The sequence below is a fragment of the Mycobacterium sp. NGS16 genome (assembly GCF_059813225.1).
This window is the reverse complement of the sequence record NZ_JCALEE010000003.1, coordinates 162001-178130: the sequence shown is the minus strand read 5'-3', so window position 1 is coordinate 178130 and position 16130 is coordinate 162001. Positions and strand designations below refer to the sequence as shown.

General features: G+C 67.6%; 18 protein-coding genes, 2 pseudogenes and 1 riboswitch. Of the genes and pseudogenes, 10 read left to right on the top strand and 10 right to left on the bottom strand.

Annotation, left to right across the window (positions count from 1 at the left end):
* The first annotated feature begins 101 nt into the window (after positions 1 to 101).
* Complete coding sequence (locus AC5Y4Q_RS10600) at positions 102 to 947, top strand: NYN domain-containing protein (protein ID WP_064920999.1); 846 nt, start codon at positions 102 to 104, stop codon at positions 945 to 947.
* A gap of 6 nt (positions 948 to 953) precedes the next feature.
* Here the strand turns inward: AC5Y4Q_RS10600 and AC5Y4Q_RS10595 are convergent, their stop codons facing one another.
* Genes AC5Y4Q_RS10595 through AC5Y4Q_RS10585 form a run of 3 tightly spaced genes read right to left on the bottom strand, consistent with a single transcriptional unit; the run spans position 954 to position 3889 of the window.
* On the bottom strand, positions 954 to 2552 hold the full coding sequence (locus AC5Y4Q_RS10595) for a peptide chain release factor 3 (protein WP_125226032.1): 1599 nt from the start codon (positions 2550 to 2552) through the stop codon (positions 954 to 956).
* A 34-nt stretch (positions 2553 to 2586) separates the two neighbouring features.
* Positions 2587 to 3414, bottom strand: coding sequence for an SDR family NAD(P)-dependent oxidoreductase (locus tag AC5Y4Q_RS10590; RefSeq protein ID WP_125226031.1), 828 nt, complete (start codon positions 3412 to 3414; stop codon positions 2587 to 2589).
* A gap of 1 nt (position 3415) precedes the next feature.
* Positions 3416 to 3889, bottom strand: a complete 474-nt coding sequence (locus AC5Y4Q_RS10585) for a nuclear transport factor 2 family protein (protein WP_125226030.1) — start codon at positions 3887 to 3889, stop codon at positions 3416 to 3418.
* A 68-nt stretch (positions 3890 to 3957) separates the two neighbouring features.
* Here AC5Y4Q_RS10585 and AC5Y4Q_RS10580 point away from each other — a divergent pair, with 68 nt between their 5' ends.
* A complete protein-coding gene (locus AC5Y4Q_RS10580) occupies positions 3958 to 4212 on the top strand; it encodes a hypothetical protein (RefSeq protein ID WP_064921006.1) in 255 nt (84 codons plus the stop codon).
* Between the two features lie 255 nt (positions 4213 to 4467).
* Here the strand turns inward: AC5Y4Q_RS10580 and AC5Y4Q_RS10575 are convergent, their stop codons facing one another.
* From AC5Y4Q_RS10575 to AC5Y4Q_RS10560, 4 genes and pseudogenes are all read right to left on the bottom strand, one after another.
* Positions 4468 to 4602: a hypothetical protein gene (locus tag AC5Y4Q_RS10575; RefSeq protein ID WP_267887740.1), complete on the bottom strand. Its 135-nt coding sequence runs from the start codon at positions 4600 to 4602 to the stop codon at positions 4468 to 4470.
* Positions 4603 to 4714: 112 nt separating this feature from the next.
* A complete protein-coding gene (locus AC5Y4Q_RS10570) occupies positions 4715 to 6001 on the bottom strand; it encodes a cytochrome P450 (protein WP_125226029.1) in 1287 nt (428 codons plus the stop codon).
* Positions 6002 to 6116: 115 nt separating this feature from the next.
* A pseudogene (locus tag AC5Y4Q_RS10565) lies at positions 6117 to 6290 on the bottom strand (metallophosphatase); the annotation flags it as partial.
* 202 nt (positions 6291 to 6492) lie between these two features.
* Positions 6493 to 6621: a hypothetical protein gene (locus AC5Y4Q_RS10560; protein ID WP_268967045.1), complete on the bottom strand. Its 129-nt coding sequence runs from the start codon at positions 6619 to 6621 to the stop codon at positions 6493 to 6495.
* Positions 6622 to 6697: 76 nt separating this feature from the next.
* Positions 6698 to 6809, bottom strand: a riboswitch (SAM riboswitch).
* Positions 6810 to 6895: 86 nt separating this feature from the next.
* Here AC5Y4Q_RS10560 and AC5Y4Q_RS10555 point away from each other — a divergent pair.
* The 8 genes and pseudogenes from AC5Y4Q_RS10555 to AC5Y4Q_RS10520 all read left to right on the top strand — a co-directional run bounded on the left by AC5Y4Q_RS10555 (position 6896) and on the right by AC5Y4Q_RS10520 (position 13169).
* Positions 6896 to 7255, top strand: a complete 360-nt coding sequence (locus tag AC5Y4Q_RS10555) for a hypothetical protein (RefSeq protein WP_125226028.1) — start codon at positions 6896 to 6898, stop codon at positions 7253 to 7255.
* A gap of 198 nt (positions 7256 to 7453) precedes the next feature.
* Positions 7454 to 7828, top strand: a pseudogene (locus tag AC5Y4Q_RS10550) (HNH endonuclease domain-containing protein); the annotation flags it as partial.
* Positions 7829 to 7864: 36 nt separating this feature from the next.
* Positions 7865 to 8749: an HNH endonuclease gene (locus AC5Y4Q_RS10545; RefSeq protein ID WP_125226026.1), complete on the top strand. Its 885-nt coding sequence runs from the start codon at positions 7865 to 7867 to the stop codon at positions 8747 to 8749.
* A gap of 322 nt (positions 8750 to 9071) precedes the next feature.
* Complete coding sequence (locus AC5Y4Q_RS10540; protein WP_499958891.1) at positions 9072 to 9851, top strand: S1 family peptidase; 780 nt, start codon at positions 9072 to 9074, stop codon at positions 9849 to 9851.
* Positions 9852 to 9996: 145 nt separating this feature from the next.
* The gene (locus tag AC5Y4Q_RS10535) at positions 9997 to 10272 is read left to right on the top strand and encodes a sigma factor-like helix-turn-helix DNA-binding protein (protein WP_064921721.1); all 276 of its coding nucleotides are present in this window, start codon (positions 9997 to 9999) and stop codon (positions 10270 to 10272) included.
* Positions 10269 to 11876: a carotenoid oxygenase family protein gene (locus tag AC5Y4Q_RS10530; RefSeq protein ID WP_185746665.1), complete on the top strand. Its 1608-nt coding sequence runs from the start codon at positions 10269 to 10271 to the stop codon at positions 11874 to 11876. The genes AC5Y4Q_RS10535 and AC5Y4Q_RS10530 overlap by 4 nt, the downstream gene beginning before the upstream one ends.
* Positions 11877 to 11991: 115 nt before the next feature.
* The gene (locus AC5Y4Q_RS10525) at positions 11992 to 12483 is read left to right on the top strand and encodes a sigma-70 family RNA polymerase sigma factor (RefSeq protein WP_064921720.1); all 492 of its coding nucleotides are present in this window, start codon (positions 11992 to 11994) and stop codon (positions 12481 to 12483) included.
* Complete coding sequence (locus AC5Y4Q_RS10520) at positions 12480 to 13169, top strand: anti-sigma factor family protein (protein WP_125225432.1); 690 nt, start codon at positions 12480 to 12482, stop codon at positions 13167 to 13169. The genes AC5Y4Q_RS10525 and AC5Y4Q_RS10520 overlap by 4 nt, the downstream gene beginning before the upstream one ends.
* A 236-nt stretch (positions 13170 to 13405) precedes the next feature.
* Here the strand turns inward: AC5Y4Q_RS10520 and AC5Y4Q_RS10515 are convergent, their stop codons facing one another.
* Genes AC5Y4Q_RS10515 through AC5Y4Q_RS10505 form a run of 3 tightly spaced genes read right to left on the bottom strand, consistent with a single transcriptional unit; the run spans position 13406 to position 15962 of the window.
* Complete coding sequence (locus tag AC5Y4Q_RS10515) at positions 13406 to 14422, bottom strand: NAD(P)/FAD-dependent oxidoreductase (RefSeq protein WP_125225431.1); 1017 nt, start codon at positions 14420 to 14422, stop codon at positions 13406 to 13408.
* Complete coding sequence (locus tag AC5Y4Q_RS10510; protein WP_125225430.1) at positions 14419 to 14919, bottom strand: isoprenylcysteine carboxyl methyltransferase family protein; 501 nt, start codon at positions 14917 to 14919, stop codon at positions 14419 to 14421. The genes AC5Y4Q_RS10515 and AC5Y4Q_RS10510 overlap by 4 nt, the downstream gene beginning before the upstream one ends.
* Before the next feature lie 2 nt (positions 14920 to 14921).
* Positions 14922 to 15962, bottom strand: a complete 1041-nt coding sequence (locus AC5Y4Q_RS10505; RefSeq protein WP_125225437.1) for a type III polyketide synthase — start codon at positions 15960 to 15962, stop codon at positions 14922 to 14924.
* Positions 15963 to 16130 lie beyond the last annotated feature (168 nt).

The following is a 16130-nucleotide window of genomic DNA, read 5'->3' as shown; positions in this document are numbered from 1 at the left end:
GACAAATCTCGCTCCAGCCGCAACTTGTCGCTCATAGCCGGGCAACTCCCCCATCCCCCAAGCCGCCACGGCCGGGCCCACCCATACCCCACACTGGACCCATGACGGAATCCGGCGATACCCGGGTCGCGGTCTACCTCGACTTCGACAACATCGTGATCTCGCGCTACGACCAGCTCAACGGCCGCAGCTCTTTTCAGAAGGACAAGGCCAAGGGCCTCGACCAGCACCCGGACCGCCTCGCCCGGGCCACCGTCGATGTCGGGGCGATCATCGACTTCGCGTCGTCGTTCGGCACGCTGGTGCTCACCCGCGCCTACGCCGACTGGTCGGCCGAGGTCAACACCGGCTACCGCGAGCAACTGGTCGCCCGGGCGGTGGATCTGGTGCAGCTGTTCCCGGCCGCGGCCTACGGCAAGAACGGTGCCGATATCCGGTTAGCCGTCGACGCGGTCGAGGACATGTTCCGGCTGCCCGACCTGACGCATGTGGTGATCGTCGCCGGCGACTCCGACTACATTCCGCTGGCGCAGCGCTGTAAACGGTTGGGCCGCTATGTGGTCGGGATCGGGGTCGCCGGATCGACCAGCCGCGCACTGGCCGCGGCGTGCGACGACTTCGTCAACTACGACGCCCTGCCCGGGGTGCCGGCCGTCGAACCGGCGCGGCGCCGCACCGCCACAACGCAAGCCGACGAGCCGGCCCAGCACGACCCCCAGGCCGCCGCCACCCGGCTGCTGACCCGCGCGTTGCAGTTCGGCCTGGAAAAGGACGACGTCGAGTGGCTGCATAACTCGGCGGTCAAGGCGCAGATGAAGCGGATGGACCCGTCGTTCAGCGAAAAGTCGTTGGGCTTCAAGTCGTTCAGTGATTTTCTGCGGTCGCGCAGCGATCTGGTGGAGCTCGACGAGAGTTCGACGACGCGGATGGTGCGGCTGCGCGGATGAGGCCGGCTACCCCTCCGCGGCCACCAGGGAACGCAGCTGCACGTCGGGGTTGTCGCGTTGGAATCCCTGCAGCCGCCAGCTGTTGGAGAACAAGGCCAGGTGCACACCGTCGGTGCGGGTCATGACTTCCGCCAACGACTGCCTGCCGACGAAGTCGACGTCGGCGGCGTCCACAATTCGCGCGACCTGATACGGCAGCGACTCCAACTCGATCGGCGCGCCGATCTCGGTGGCCATCCGGTGGGCAGCCACCTCGAACTGCATCGGTCCGACGGCGGCGAGCACCGGCGCCTGGTCGCCGCGGCGATCGGAGCGCAGCACCTGAACGACGCCCTCCTGATCCAACTGCTCGATGCCCCGACGGAATTGCTTGTGTTTGCTGGGATCGGCGTTGCGTGCCACCGCGAAGTGCTCGGGCGAGAAGCTCGGTATCGGCGGATACTGCACGGGTACATCGCAATACAGTGTGTCGCCCGGGCGTAGGGCGGCGGCGTTGGCCAGTCCGATCACATCACCGGGCCAGGCGGTGTCCAGCGTGGAACGCTGCTGGCCGAACACCGACTGGGCATACTTGGTGACAAAGGGCTTGCCGGTCGCGGCATGGGTGAGGACATCGCCGCGTTCGAAACTTCCCGAGTACACCCGCGCGAAAGCGATGCGATCGCGGTGGGCGGAGTCCATTCCGGCCTGCACCTTGAACACGAAGGCACTGAACGGCGCGTCGGTGGGGCGCCGGATGCCGGCGTCGTCGAGCGCCCCGCTGGGCGGCGGCGCCAACTCGGCGAGCACGTCGAGCAGCTGATTCACCCCGAAGTTCAACGCCGCCGAGGTGAACAGCACCGGCGAGGCGGTGCAGTCGAGGAACTGCTCGCGATCGAAGTCGGAGCCGTCGGCGCTCAGCAGCTCGCACTCTTCGACTGCGGTATCCCAGTCAGCGCCGGCCGCGTCGTGCGCGTCGGCGGCGGTGATGTGCTCTTCGGGTGCCGCTGTGGCGCCACCGGCGGTGCGGGTGAACCGGATGAAGTTCCCGGTTCTGCGGTCGAGCACCCCTTTGAAGTCCCCAGCGATGCCGACCGGCCAGGTCAGCGGGGTGGGGCGCAGCCCGATGCGGGTCGCGATCTCGTCCATCAGTTCCAGGGCATGCCGGCCGGGGCGGTCCCACTTGTTGATCACGGTGATGATCGGAATCCGACGGTGGCGGCATACCTGAAAGAGCTTGAGTGTTTGCGGCTCAAGACCTTTCGCGGCGTCGATGAGCATGACCGCGGAGTCGACGGCGGTCAACACCCGGTAGGTGTCTTCGGAGAAGTCCGCGTGGCCGGGGGTGTCGAGCAGGTTGATGACGCAGTCCTGCCCGCGCGCGGTGCGGTACGGGAACTGCAGGGCGGTCGACGTGATAGAGATGCCGCGGGCCTTCTCCATCTCCATCCAGTCCGACACGGTGGCGCGACGTCCGGCTTTACCGTGGACCGCGCCGGCTTCGGTGATGGCCTTGGCATGCAGCACCAGCGCCTCGGTCAAGGTGGATTTGCCGGCGTCGGGATGGCTGATGACGGCGAAGGTTCGGCGGCGGCCTGCTTCGGATTTCAGGGCGTTGTCGGTCATGGCGCCAGCGAGTGTATTGGGGATTGGCGCACCGTCAATACAGTGGCCCGCCGCCGAACAGTTCGCGGTGTGAGTCGGGCTGGTTGCCTTCGATGTCGGTGACGTGGTACTCCAGCGCGGCCTCGGCGGTGATCAGCGTGTGTCCGCTGCGGGCCGCGACATCGGGGTCACCCACCAGCGCGACGATGACCCGGCCGATGAATTCCGGGGTCTCGGCGTTGGCGAGCGGGAAGCCCTGGAAGTTGTCCAGCCCCTTATCCATGAAGCCCTGCATCACTTCGTTTTTCACCAGCCCCGGCCACAGCGACACCGCGCTCACCCCGGTGCCGGCCAGTTCCACGGCCATGTCGGCGGCCATTTTGTCCAGCCCGGCCTTGGACATGCCGTAGAGCACCGAGTGCAGGTGGCCGCGGGTGCCGAACGACGAGATGTTGGCGATCAGGCCGCTGCCCCGGGCCACCATCAGCTGCGCGGCGTGCACCGCGGCGACGTAGTGGGCGCGCAGCCCCACCCCGATCAGGGTGTCCCAGTCGGACAGTGGCCGCTGCCAGAACTTCTCGGTGAACCCGGCGAACCCTTTGGGCGCGGCCCAGACATTGTTGACCAACAGGTCCAGCCGGCCGTCCTGCTCGGCGGCGATGCGGGTGAACAGCGCGGCGATCTGGGCGTCGTCGCGGTGGTCACACTGCACCGCGATGCCATGGCCACCACGCTCGGTGACCAGCCGGGCCGTCTCGTCCAGCGGGCCCTCCCCCCGCGCGGTGACGTAGACCGTCCAGCCATCGGAGCCCAGCGCCAGGGCGATGCCCTTGCCGACGCTGCGGCTGGCACCGGTGACCAGGGCGATGCGTGCGTCGGGCATCTCAGGCCTCCACCGCGGCGTCACCGAGTGGGCGCACCATCGACCACAGCTGGCGGAAATGGGAGCGTGACATCTTCCAGTCCCCGTCTTCGATGACGTACTCGTCGTCGTACTCGCCGGTGAGCAGCCGCTCGGTGCGCTCAATCAGGTTGAGCTGGCGGAACTTCAGCGTCCAACGTCCGGTTGCCCGACCGGGTCCGGTGATGGTGATCTCGGGGTGCATCCCGTGGTGCATGTCCAAGATGACGTGTTTGCCGCCCACGGTGTGCAGCGCGATACGGCGGAATACCTCGGCCATCTGGTCGGCATTGGTGAACCCACCCAGCGGGCCGTAGTCGACGTCGGCGCCCTCGGCGATGAAGCAGGCCCGGAAGGTGTCGGGATCCTTGGCGTCGCAGGCCCGGAAATAGCGGTGCTTGAGAGCCTTGATCGCCTCGATCTGCTCGAGGGCGGCCAGCCGGTCTTCGATGCTCACCGCTCGACCCTACGGTTTTGTCGGTGGCCGGTGAGAGGGTGGGCGTAACCGAGCAGAAGGAGCCCGCGATGCGCACGACCTTGCTGGCCGCACTGGCCGTGTTCGGGCTGGGCCTGGCGATGCCGGCGGCCGCGGTGGCCGAGGGCCCGCAGCCGCCGTGCGCGGCGTTCGACACCTGCCGCTATATGCCCAACCCTTGGTATGACGGCCCGCTGATGCCGACCTGGAATCTGCCGGGCATCTACGGTGGCCGCACCACGCTGCCGGTGATGTGTGATCCGGGGACGTATTCGTGCCGGACCTATGTTCCGGGGACGCGGTAGCTTCGGTTCAGATCGCCACGAAGCCAAGCAGTTCGGCCCTCGCCTGCCGCACGGGCCACCGGGCATCGGTGCAGTTCGTCGGGAACCCCAAGAAGTAGCCGGCCACCACGACGTCGCCGTCTTGCAACTGGTCGATCAGTGCTTGGTGGACGTGCCGGTCGGAGGGTTGGCGAATCGCGGGTTCTCAGACAGGGGGACGGGCACGCCGATGAGCGTGCCACGTCTGGTGACTATGACTGCTGCTGTTTGGACAATTCAGCAAATTCGGCCGGCGAAGAACGCCGACGAGACCAGGCCGACACACAATGCCGCCGTCGGCTGCCCCATCAGGCCGGCGCCGATGGTCGCGGTGGCCGCGGTGATACCCAAGGCGCTCAAGAAAGCCGTCATGACCGTCCTCCTGTGGTCTAGGTCACACTAAATGATCGACCGTGGTCTACACCACATCATACCTCTAAGGAAAATGCCAGCGCTGTCCCATTCAGCGAAAAGGCGCGGCGATTCAGCGGAGGTCGCCGATCTGCACCTTCAGGCCATGCCGGGGCTGCAGTGCCGCGTAGCCTCCGGCGCGTATGCGCTGGTCAGGAAGGTGCAGCTGGGTTCTGGTCAGCACCCTGGCCAGCATCACCGTCAGCTCGGCCGTCGCGAAGGCCGAGCCGATGCAGCGATGCGTTCCGCCGCCAAACGGCAGGAACTCATACGGGGCGGGCCGGCGATACCCCGGGGAGGCCGGATCCCAGCGGCGCGGCTCGAAGCGCAGCGGGTCAGCCCACAGCTCGGGGAGTCGATGGGTGACATACGGGCTGAACACCAAGGTGCGCCCGGCGCGGATGCGACGGCCGGCGAACGACAACTCGCAGGTGACCTTGCGGGCGGAGACCACCGCCGGCGGGTAGAGCCGCAGTGTTTCTTGCACGACGCCGTTGAGATAGGTCAGGTTCTTCAGATCGGCGGCGTCGGGGGCGCGGCCGTGCAGAACATCGCGGACCTCGGTGTCGGCGGTCTCCCACACCCCGCGAGTGCTCAGCAGCGCATGCACCGCCCAACCCATTGCGGCACTGGTGGTTTCATAGCCGGCGGCGATCAGCGACACGATCTGGTCGCGGATCTCGTCGTCACGCAGTGCCTCGCCGTCCTCGGTGCGCCCGCCGACGAGGGCGGCCAACACGTTGTCGTCGGCGCTGGGATCGGTTCGGGCGCGCGCGATCTCGGCGTAGATCAGCTGATCGACGCGGGCCCGGGCGGCCATGGCGCGCCGCCAGCCCGGGGAGCGCAGCCGTTGTTCGGCCTTGAGCACCTGGGGCAGCCGATGAGTGAGGTCCATCAGCGGCTGCAGGTGGTCGCCCAGCAAGTCGGCGTGGCCGGCCATCCGCTGGCCGAACAGGGACTCAATGGCGCTGCGCCGGATCGCCGAGCGCAGCTGGGCCGAGATGTCGATAGTTCGGCCGGGCCGCCAGGTGTCGATGACGGCATCGGCGTTGGCCGCCATGATCTGCAGGTAGGCGGCGAGGTGCCGGTGATGAAACGCTGGTTGCACTACGCTGCGGCGACGCCGGTGGTCGGCTCCGTCGCTGACGATCAGCGCGGTGGGGCCGTCCACGGGCACCAGCACTTGGAAGGCGTCCCACCAGTTGAAGGCGTCGGAGTTGGCGAAGACGAACTTGTTGGCCTGCGCACCGAAGAGGTAGACGTAGCCGTGCCGGCCTACGCCGGCGTCGACCATCGGGCCGCGGCGGCGGTGCAACGCCAGCAGCGCATCGCCGGGTCGGTAGCGCACGGGGTAAGTCATGTGCGCCTCAGGGTAGCGGGTTACTCGCCTGCTGCTTGGTGGATTCCGGTGGGTCGCCGGCCTTTCCGACGGTGCGGGTGGTTCGCAATTGGATGGCGCCGGCGCTATCGCCTGGTTATGGGACCTGCACGTAGTTCTCGGGCCGGATACAGCGCTCCCCCGACCAGCGGTAGGCGGTCAGCGCGCCGCCCTTCGCAGCACTGAAGTCCACGCAGGCGGTGCGCTCGGTGAAGTCGTCGCCGGGTGCCGGCGAACCCTGTCGCCAATAGTGGCCGTAGAAGACCGGGACGGGTCTGCTCGAGATTCTGGCGGCGCCCTACCGCTTCGCAGTCGCAGTCCCACCGTTCCGGATTCGGATGCGTCGGCGCAGCGCTCTTGGAAGCGGTGCCGTCCAATCCAGTTCGGCAGCGGCCGCGCGCAGCTTCGCCAGTTCCAATTCCGCCATGATCAGCACCCCTGTGCGTCGTGGCAGTGAAAGTGAGTCCCGAACTCTAGCGCGTGACGGCCAGGTCCCTTCCTTCCAGCTCGACGCGGCCATCATCCTGTACCGCAACGATTTTCACCGGGATCACCGGCTGGCCGGGTTCACGAGACTTCTTCGGCTGGATCCAGTGGATCAACTGTCCGGAAGCGTAGGATCCGCAGGCTTGCCGTGATGACATGGCAGCACTCCCGAGCTGTCGGCCCGTGCTGGTAGGGGCGCTCTTGCCGGCACCGGTTGGTGCGGGCCGCGTCGTCATCCGAGCCACCCACGAGCGTGGGGTTGGCGTGCCGTCAAGTCGGAGCTTGGCGACGGCATCTCATGACGCACGGTCAGGGTAGCGCGCGGCGCCGACAGGTCGGGGCCGGTTGTGGACGGCTTCCCCACCCCCGAAACCGGCGTACGCTGCCACCATGCAGCCTGACGACCTCGAGCCGCGCGTCACCGCGCTGGAGGGCCAGGTGCGCAACCTGCGCGAAGAGGTGCGGGCCACCAAAGTCGACGTCGCCGCTCTTCGGGACCTCGCCAGTGCGGTCGCCCGCGACGTCAGTGCGATGCGCGGTTTCCGCCGGGCGACGACCGCGAGCATCAACGCCCTGCGCGAGGACATGGTCGACATGCGAGGCGAGATCGTCGACATGCGGGGCGAGATGTCGAGCATGCGCCAGGAGATGTGCGCCAAGTTCGACTTGGCCGCGGCCGGACAGCAGCGCATCGTCGCGCTGCTCCAGCAGGTCCTCGGCACGCCAGGCGGCGGTACCGCCCCGGCCTGAGGCGCGACCTCTGGCTGTAGCTGGCGCCCAGCGGTGCTGCCGGGCGGCGCGCTCCCGGAGGCATCGCGGCGCCGGGCGGTGAGGGCCTGCTGTTCTTCGAGACCGGCAGCGCCGGGACGTAGCCGGCGAATGCCAGCGTGGCCAGGATCGCCATCATGACGGCCCAGCCGGTCGATCGCCGAGAGCCACATTGCGCGATGCTTCTACTGCGACACCGCCTTACAGCCTGACAATCCAATCGACCACGTGCTGCCCTGGTCGCTGGTCGGAATCGACGGTCTAGCCAACCTGGTGTTGGCCTGCCCGCGCTGCAATGGCGACAAGCGGCACGCGCTGCCGTCGCTGCAGATCGTGGACCGGGCGCTCGGGCGCGACCGCGGAGCGCTGGAACAGATCGCGGCCGACATCAGTTGGCCCACTCAGTACGAGCGGGTGGTCGCCGCCGCCCGCGGGCTCTACCGCGGCCAGGCGCCGGGAGTACCGACATGGTCGGGATACCACCAAAGCACCCGGCTCGATATCAGCCACCCGCAGTGGTGGTTTCGGGTGGGTGTCAGTGTCGCGTCCGAATGATCTATTGATTTCGGACCTGCATGCGAAACTTCAGGCATGGACAGCGCCGTTGAGTTGCAGCTCCGCCAACTCATCTTTCAGCGTCTCGCTGAGCTGACGACCGAGCAAGGCATCGTTACGCGTGCCCAACTGGAATCTCTACAGATCGGCGGTGAAAGCTACCGCCTCATCGATCAAAGTCGAGGTATTCGAAATCCCAAGGGTATGGCCGCCACGCTCTCGATTGTGTCCAGCCCCGAAGGTCCGTATGCGGACGAACATGTCAGTGATTCTTTGCTCGCGTATGACTATCGCGCGGGCAGTACCGACGGGGACAACCGCAAGATGCGGCGAGCCCACGAACTCCGCCTTCCCATCATTCTTCTTCGAAAAATCCGACCGGGGATCTTTGTCCCAATCTTTCCGACCTATGTCGTTGCCGACGACATCGAGAACCGTCGCTTTATGATCGCATTAGACGAGAGCCTTCTGTCCGTGGCAGATCCACTCCACCTCAACCCAATCGAGCGGGTATACGCCGAGCGAGCGATGAAGCACAGATTGCATCAGCCCGAGTTCCGGGGCCGGATCATGCTCGCCTACGAGCAACAATGCACCGTCTGCGCTCTCAGACACGGCAGGCTACTCGACGCCGCCCACATTATCGGCGACGATAAGCCGCACGGTGTTCCTTCGGTCGATAACGGACTGAGCCTCTGCAAGATCCATCACGCGGCCTACGATGCGAACTTGCTGGGCATCTCCCCTGACTATGTGGTCCGCATCAACCGTGAACTGATGGAGGAAATCGACGGCCCCATGCTCCGGCATGGTCTCCAGGAGATGGACGGCCGAGGTCTGACTCTCCCCAAGCGGCGCGGGGACCGGCCGTGCCAGGAACGACTCGCGGAACGCTTCGACGAATTCAAAGCTGCGGGCTGATTTGGTCGTATCGCTCGTCGGCATACCAGAGGGCCGTCCGACGGCTAGTACGGCGAGTGAGAGGAGGTGCTTGTCGTCGACACCCGACAGGATGATGCACGGTGGTGCCCTGCCGGGCGGCAGTGACGGTGAGAACGAACGGACCGACCACCCGGGCGACATCTGGGCGGTGGGATCGAATCGAGGTGGTCATCGTTTCGTCCTTCCCGAGCGTCCCCCTGAGCGCAAATGTCCCGTTGAGATCGCTTTCGTGCCGTGATCTGCCAAGCCCTCGGTACAGTCGGTGCATTCAACCGCGACGACCATCCGGGAGCACACCTGAATGGCTGCCTCCCCAAAACGCCTGTTCAACGCGCTCACCAGCGCCCCAGCCGTCGCGATCAGCGTCATCGCGATCTTCGTCGCCCTGTTCTGGGTCAACCACACCCACCCCGTCGGCCACCCGATCCCCACCCCGACCGCCAAGACCCTCGGCCCCGGGATCGGTATCAACGTCACCCCCGCCGACGGCTCCGACAACATCAGCTGCACCGCGGGCTTCCTGGTCCGCACCAAAGACGGCCAGCCGGGGCTGCTGGCGGCCGGGCACTGCAACAAGCCCGGCGGGCCCGGCACGGTGGCCGTGCACCACGGCGGGCTCTACAAGTATCCGGTCGTGGGCACCTTCACCGAAAGCGTCTACGACGGCAACGGCTGGAACGACTACGACATCGCTCTGATCACCTTGGACCACCCCGGCAAGATCCCGCTGAGCTCCGAAGTCGACGGGCATCCGGTGACCGGGCTGGCCGAAAACGTCGAAATCGGTGACACCCTTTGCCATTTCGGGATCCGCAGCGGGGGCGCGATGTGCGGGCCGGTGGTGGCGGCCGAGGAGAACAAGGTCCGGTTCACCGCCACCGGCACCTGCGGCGACTCCGGCGGGCCCGTCTACAAGATCCTGCCCGACGCCACCGCGCAAGCCGTCGGGATCTTCACCGCGGTGTCCAACGGGGATTACTCCGAGCCCACCTGCGACGGACCGCATCAGTACTCCGTCGCGCAGACGATCAAGCCGTGGCTCGCCGCCTGGGAGCTGACGCTGGTCACCACGACGCGATAGAAACTAGCGACCCCGTCAAAGACTCGGCTGCCCCTGCCACCACAAGCCCAAGCGGCGCACACTGGAAACGCGGGCCTCAAGCCGGCGCAAACCAGAGGTGAACCGAACGCCCCGCTGCCTCGTGTCTCTTCCGGGAGGCTGGTCTATGGATCTAGGCGAAGCCAGCAATAGATGGATACCCGACCGCGGGCAGGCCGCGGCCGCCCTGCCGCATGACTTCGCCCGAACCCTGGTCACCGACGCCATGGCGCAGCTGTCCTCCGACAACCGGGTGCTGCTGCAGCGCGCCTACTATCACGGCTGGACCACCGGCCAGATCGCCGCCGACCTGGGCATCGCCGAAGCCAGCGTGAAAGCCCAATTGCACTACGCGCTGCGCACCCTGCAGCAGACCCTGCGCGACATGGGGATGGCGCCATGACGACCCCCCGTCACGAATACGCCATGTGGGACGCCGCCTACGTGCTGGGATCGCTATCGGAGTCCGATCGCCGCGACTTCGAAAACCACCTCGACGAATGCCCGTCCTGCCGCGACGCCGTCACCGAGCTGTCCGGGATGCCGGCGCTGCTGTCGTTGTTGACGCGCGACGACATCGCCGCCATCGACGACGTTCACCGAAGCGCCCGCCCGCTGGCCACCGTCGCCGCGCACGGCGGCTCAGACCGCGCGGAATCCAGCGCCCCGGTCGCGGTGCTGCAACCGCCGGAGACCGTCTTCCCGATCTTCCGCACCGGCAACTACGCGCCGGTCCCCGACGAGCTCACCGCGTTCGACCTCCCCGTCGAGGGCCACATCCCCGCCGAGTTGAACGGCTGGTATCTGCGCAACGGACCCAACCCGCGCGCGGCGGGCGGGCACTGGTGCACCGGCGACGGCATGGTGCACGGGGTCCGGCTGGAGAACGGCCGGGCGGCTTGGTACCGCAACCGGTGGGTGCGCACCGAAAGCTTCGAGCAGCCGCTGGCGCTCTACAACCCCGACGGCACCCGCAACCTGCACTCCAGCGTGGCCAACACCCACGTGATCCGCCACGCGGGCAAGACCTTGGCGCTGATGGAATCCTCCCTGCCGTATGAGATCACCAACGACCTGCACACGCTGGGCGTCTACGACTTTGCCGGGAAGCTGGCCGATTCCATGGCCGCGCACCCCAAGATCTGTCCCGCCACCGGCGAGCTGCATTTCTTCGGCCACGGCGACATCCTCGACCCGCACGTCAACTACTACCGCGCCAACGCCGACGGTGAGCTGATCATCCGCCGTCCGATCGATGTGCCCGGGATGACGCTGATGCACGACTTCGCCCTGACCGCCGAGCATGTCGTGTTCCTCGACCTGCCGCTGGTGTTCAACCTGGCGATCGCGCTCACCGGCCGCTACGAACGCGACCTGCCCTACCGCTGGGACGACGACTACGGCGCCCGGCTGGGCGTGCTGCGCCGCGACGACCCCTATGGTCCGGTGCGCTGGTTCGACATCAACCCGTGTTACGTCTTCCATCTGGCCAACGCGTTCGACACGCCCTCGGGTGATGCGATTGTGCTGCAGGCGGTCCGTTACCCGGAGATGTGGCGACACAACAGCGATTTCGAAACCGACGCCACGCTGTGGCGCTGGACCATCCACCTGGACTCCGGTGTCGTCGACGAGGACCAGCTCGATGACCGCGACATCGAGTTCCCCCGCATCGACGATCGGTTGGTCGGTGCCGACGCGCGCTACGCCGTCACGATCTCCCAGGACAGCCTGGTCCGCTACGACCTGGCGCACGGCGGCGCGCAGGTCCACCGGTTCGGCGTCAACGGCCTCTCGGGTGCGCCCGGCGAAGCGGTGTTCGCGCCGGCGCCGGGACAGGCCGACGAATCGGCCGGCTGGTATCTGAGCTACGTCTACGACCCGGTGCGCAACGGCAGCGACCTGGTGATCATCGACGCTGCCGACTTCGACGCCAAACCGGCCGCCCGGGTGCGGCTGCCCCGCCGGGTGCCGCACGGATTCCACGGGAACTGGATCCCCGACTGATGTTCCTAGCACGCGGTGCCGCATGAACTCGGCGGGCGCGCACCCCGTGTCACTAGGCAGGAGGTGATCACCCGTGCCTCGAGTCGGTATCCCGCCGGACCCTGAAGCCGCGCTGATGAAGACGCTCTACGACGAGCACGCCGCGGTGTTGTGGCGCTACGCGCTGCGCCTGACCGGCGACCGGAGCCGCGCCGAAGACGTCGTGCAGGAGACGCTGCTGCGGGCCTGGCAACACCCGGAGGTCATCGGCGATGCCGAGCGGTCACCGCGGGCCTGGCTGTGCACCGTCGCGCGCAACCTGATCATCGATGAACGACGCAGCGCCGCGTTCCGCAACGTCGTCGGGGTGTTCGACGAATCGGACACACCCGAGCAACCCACCCGCGACGAGGTGGACACCGCCCTGGACCGGATGTTGATCGCCGACGCCATGACCCACTTATCGACGGACCACCAGGCCGTGATCGAGCGGGCCTACTACCGGGGCTGGACCACCGGACAAGTCGCCGAAGACCTTGGGATCGCCGAGGGCACGGTGAAATCACGCCTGCACTACGCGGTGCGCGCGCTGCGACTGGCTTTGCAGGAGATGGGGGTGACACGATGACCGCGTATTCGAGGCCTGACCACCCGTACGCGATGTGGGACGCCGCCTACGTGCTGGGTTCGCTGTCCGCCGCCGACCGTCGCGAGTTCGAGGACCACTTGACCGGCTGCCCGGCATGCCGGGACGCGGTCGCCGAGATCAGCGGCGTGCCAGCCCTGCTCTCCCAGCTTGAGCGCGCCACGATGGCCGATATCGCCGACGGCACCGTAGTAGCGCACCCGCCGGAGGAGCTGCTGCCGTCACTGCTGAGCACGGTGCGGCGACGACGCCGCCGGGCCCGCCTGATGTCCTGGGCAGCAACCAGTGCCGCGGCCGCTGTGTTGGGGATCGGTGTGCTGGTCGGCATCGACGGTCATCCTTCGCCGTCGTCCCAGCACGCGTCGTTGCCGATGACGCAGGTGGGCACCACCGCGTTGGCCTCGACGGTCGCGGTCAACCGCATGCCCTGGGGCAGCGTCATCGACTTGAGCTGCGTCTGCCTGGCCCCGGTGACCGCCCACCACGACACCTTGGCGCTGGTCGTCGTCGACCGTGACGGCACCCAGACCCGTCTGGCGACGTGGGTGGCCGAGCCTGGGCACACCGCCACACCGGCCGGCAGCATCTCGACACCAAGCGACCAAATCGCCTCGGTACAAGTGGTTTCCGCCGACAACGGCAAGGTGCTCCTAGAGCGCATCATGTGAACCAATACCGGTCGCGCCGAACTACGCCGTCGTCGACCACATCGTCATCCAACTGCCGGCGGCGCCAGTGCGACATATCTTCGGCGTCGACGGCGCAAACCTGCTACGGCGCGGCCTATGTCCGGATCGACATCGCCGGCACCGGCTGCAGGTCCGCCACTATCCCGATGCCGCGGTGCGCCTCCCGATCGGCGCCGGCGTGTCCCGGACCGTGGCGTCCATCCTCGATCGGACACTCAGTGCGCCAGCAGGTGTACCGCGCGTTCGAACACCCCGGGCAGCAGCGCACAGGCCGGCACCAGCGCCCGTCGGCTCGGCGGGATCGCGCCGGCCCGCACCAGTGCCCGGGTGAGCAGCCGATAGCGGCGGGTGATCGCCGGCCAGGCCCGCTCGTAGGCCGCCGGATCGTCGTCGACGATCGCGGCCACGGCGGCGGCCGCCTGCTTGACGGCCAGGCTGATGCCCTCCCCGGTCAGCGCGTCTTCGTAGCCGGCGGCGTCCCCGACCAGCAGTATCCGGCCGGCGACCCGCCGGGAAACCCGTTGCCGCATCGGGCCGCACCCGCGGGCCGGTCCGTGGTCGGCACCGTCGAGGCGGGCCGCCAGCTGCGGGAACCATTCGAGTTGTGGGCGATGCGGCGAGAGGATCGCCACCCCCACCAGATCCGGTTCCACCGGGGTCACATACGCCTCACCCCACCGGGACCAGTGCACCTCGACGAACTCCGACCAGGCCGGGATCCGGTAGTGCCACCGCACCCCGTAGCGCCGCGGCGTGCCGGCCACACACGCGATCCCGACGGTCCGGCGCACCGTGGAGTGCAGCCCATCGGCGGCTACCAGCCAGTTGCCGCGCACCCCGCCCGCCGTCACGCCTCGGGCGTCCTGGTCGATGACGCCGACTCGCTTGCGGACCCATTCGACGTCGTGCTGCTTGGCCTGATCGGCTAGTGCGGCGTGCAGGGTGGTGCGGCGCACGCCGCGGCCCGGCCCGTCGCGAAACGGTGCTTCGACCCGGCGCTGCTCGTCCAGGTAGGCGATACCCCGCAACGGCGTACCGGCCGGATCGACCGCCAGCGACGTCAGGGCGGCCACCCCGCCCGGCATCAGACCCTCACCGCAGGCCTTGTCGATCGGGTTCTCGCGCGGCTCGACGACGATCACCGAAAGCCCGTGCTGGCGTGCATATAACGCAGTGGCCAGGCCCGCTGGTCCGCCGCCGACGACCAGAAGGTCAGCATCGGTGGCGCTCACCGGTACCCCAGGGCGGCGTTCTCCACCCGGATACGCACCCGCAACACCGCCGCGTTGGCGAGGGTGAACCCGATCGCCGTCAGCCAAGCGGTGTGCACCAGCGGCAGCGCGAACCCCTCGACCACCACTGCCACATAGTTGGGATGGTGCAACCACCGATACGGTCCACGGCGGACCAGCGGAGCCTGCGGCATCACGATCACCAGCGTGTTCCAACGCCGGCCCAGGGTCGCGATGCACCACCACCGCAGCCCCTGGCTGGCCAGCACGGCGGCGAGCATGGGCCAGCCCAGCGCTGGGATGAAGGGCCGGTGCAGCAACCCCACCTCGACCACACAATTGAACAGCAGGGCCGCGTGGATGCTGACCATCACCGGATAGTGGCGGTGACCGAACTCCATGCCGCCGTGGGCGAATGCCCAGCGCGCGTTGCGGTCGGCCACCACCAGCTCGGCCAGACGCTCGGCGCCGACCGCCAGGATCAGCAGGTAGTACATGGCTACCAGCTCAGCAGCACGAGTTCGGCGGAGAACCCCGGCCCCATCGCGATCATCAGGCCGATCGAGCCCGGCGCCGGCGGGTCGGTTTCGGTGTCGTGCAAGATGTCCAGCACCGAGACCGAAGACAGGTTGCCGTGGTCGCGCAACGAGTTTCGGGTGCGGTCGAGCGCATCCGGGGGAAGATCCAGCACCTGTTCGACCGCGTCGATCACCTTCGGGCCGGCAGCGTGCACAATCCAGGTGGAGATGTCCTCGGTCACCAAGCCGTAGTCGGCCAGGAAGTCGCGGACGTCGTCACCGAGGTATTTCTCGACGACGGTGGCGATCTCGACGGACAACACGATACGAAAACCGTCGCTGCCGATGTTCCAGCCCAAGATCTCCTCGGTGTCGGGATAGGTCCGGCTCCGCGTCGCCAGCATCTTCGGCCCGGCCGGTGCCCGGCCGCTGCCCGTCGCGACGACGGCCGCGGCACCGTCGCCGAACAGGCTGGAGGCCACCAGGTTTCCGATCGAATGATCGGTGCGCTGCACCGTCAACGAACACAGCTCGACCGCCAGCAGCACCGCCACATCTTCGGGGAAGGCGCGCAGGTAGTCGTGCACTCGTGCCAGGCCCGCCGCGCCGGCGACACAGCCCAGACCGAACATCGGGATGCGTTTGACGTCGGCCCGGAGTCCCATCCGCGTCACCAGCCGCCCCTCCAGGGAGGGAACGGCCAGCCCGGTGACCGTGGTCGAGAACACCACGTCGACGTCGGAGGCGACCAGACCGGCCCGATCCAGGGCCGACTGCAACGCGCGTTCGCTCAGGTCGAGCGCGATGTCGAGGTAGGCGCCGTTGGCTTCGGTGAAGCCACTGAGCTTGGGGTAGCGCGACAGCGGCAGCGCCAGCTGACGTGTCGAGACGCCGCTGCTCGCGGTGAACCGCGCAAACTCCGGTCCGGCGAAATCGGACAGGGCCGCCATCACCTGGGCTTGGCTGCTTTGGTGGGGCGGGAATTCGACGGCCACAGCGGCCACGGTCGGGGTGTTGTTCATGTCGAGAGTCACGGTGCCGGCGGTGCTGCGGTTCAACGGTGCCGCGCGACACCTGTTGCGGCGACAGCGACTTGGCGGAACTTGTCGCTGAAAGGCGAGCGCAGACCCGGCCATCCGGCGGCTGCGCGCGTCCGGTGCCGGGTTTGAGCGGTGAACCGTACCGGCCCC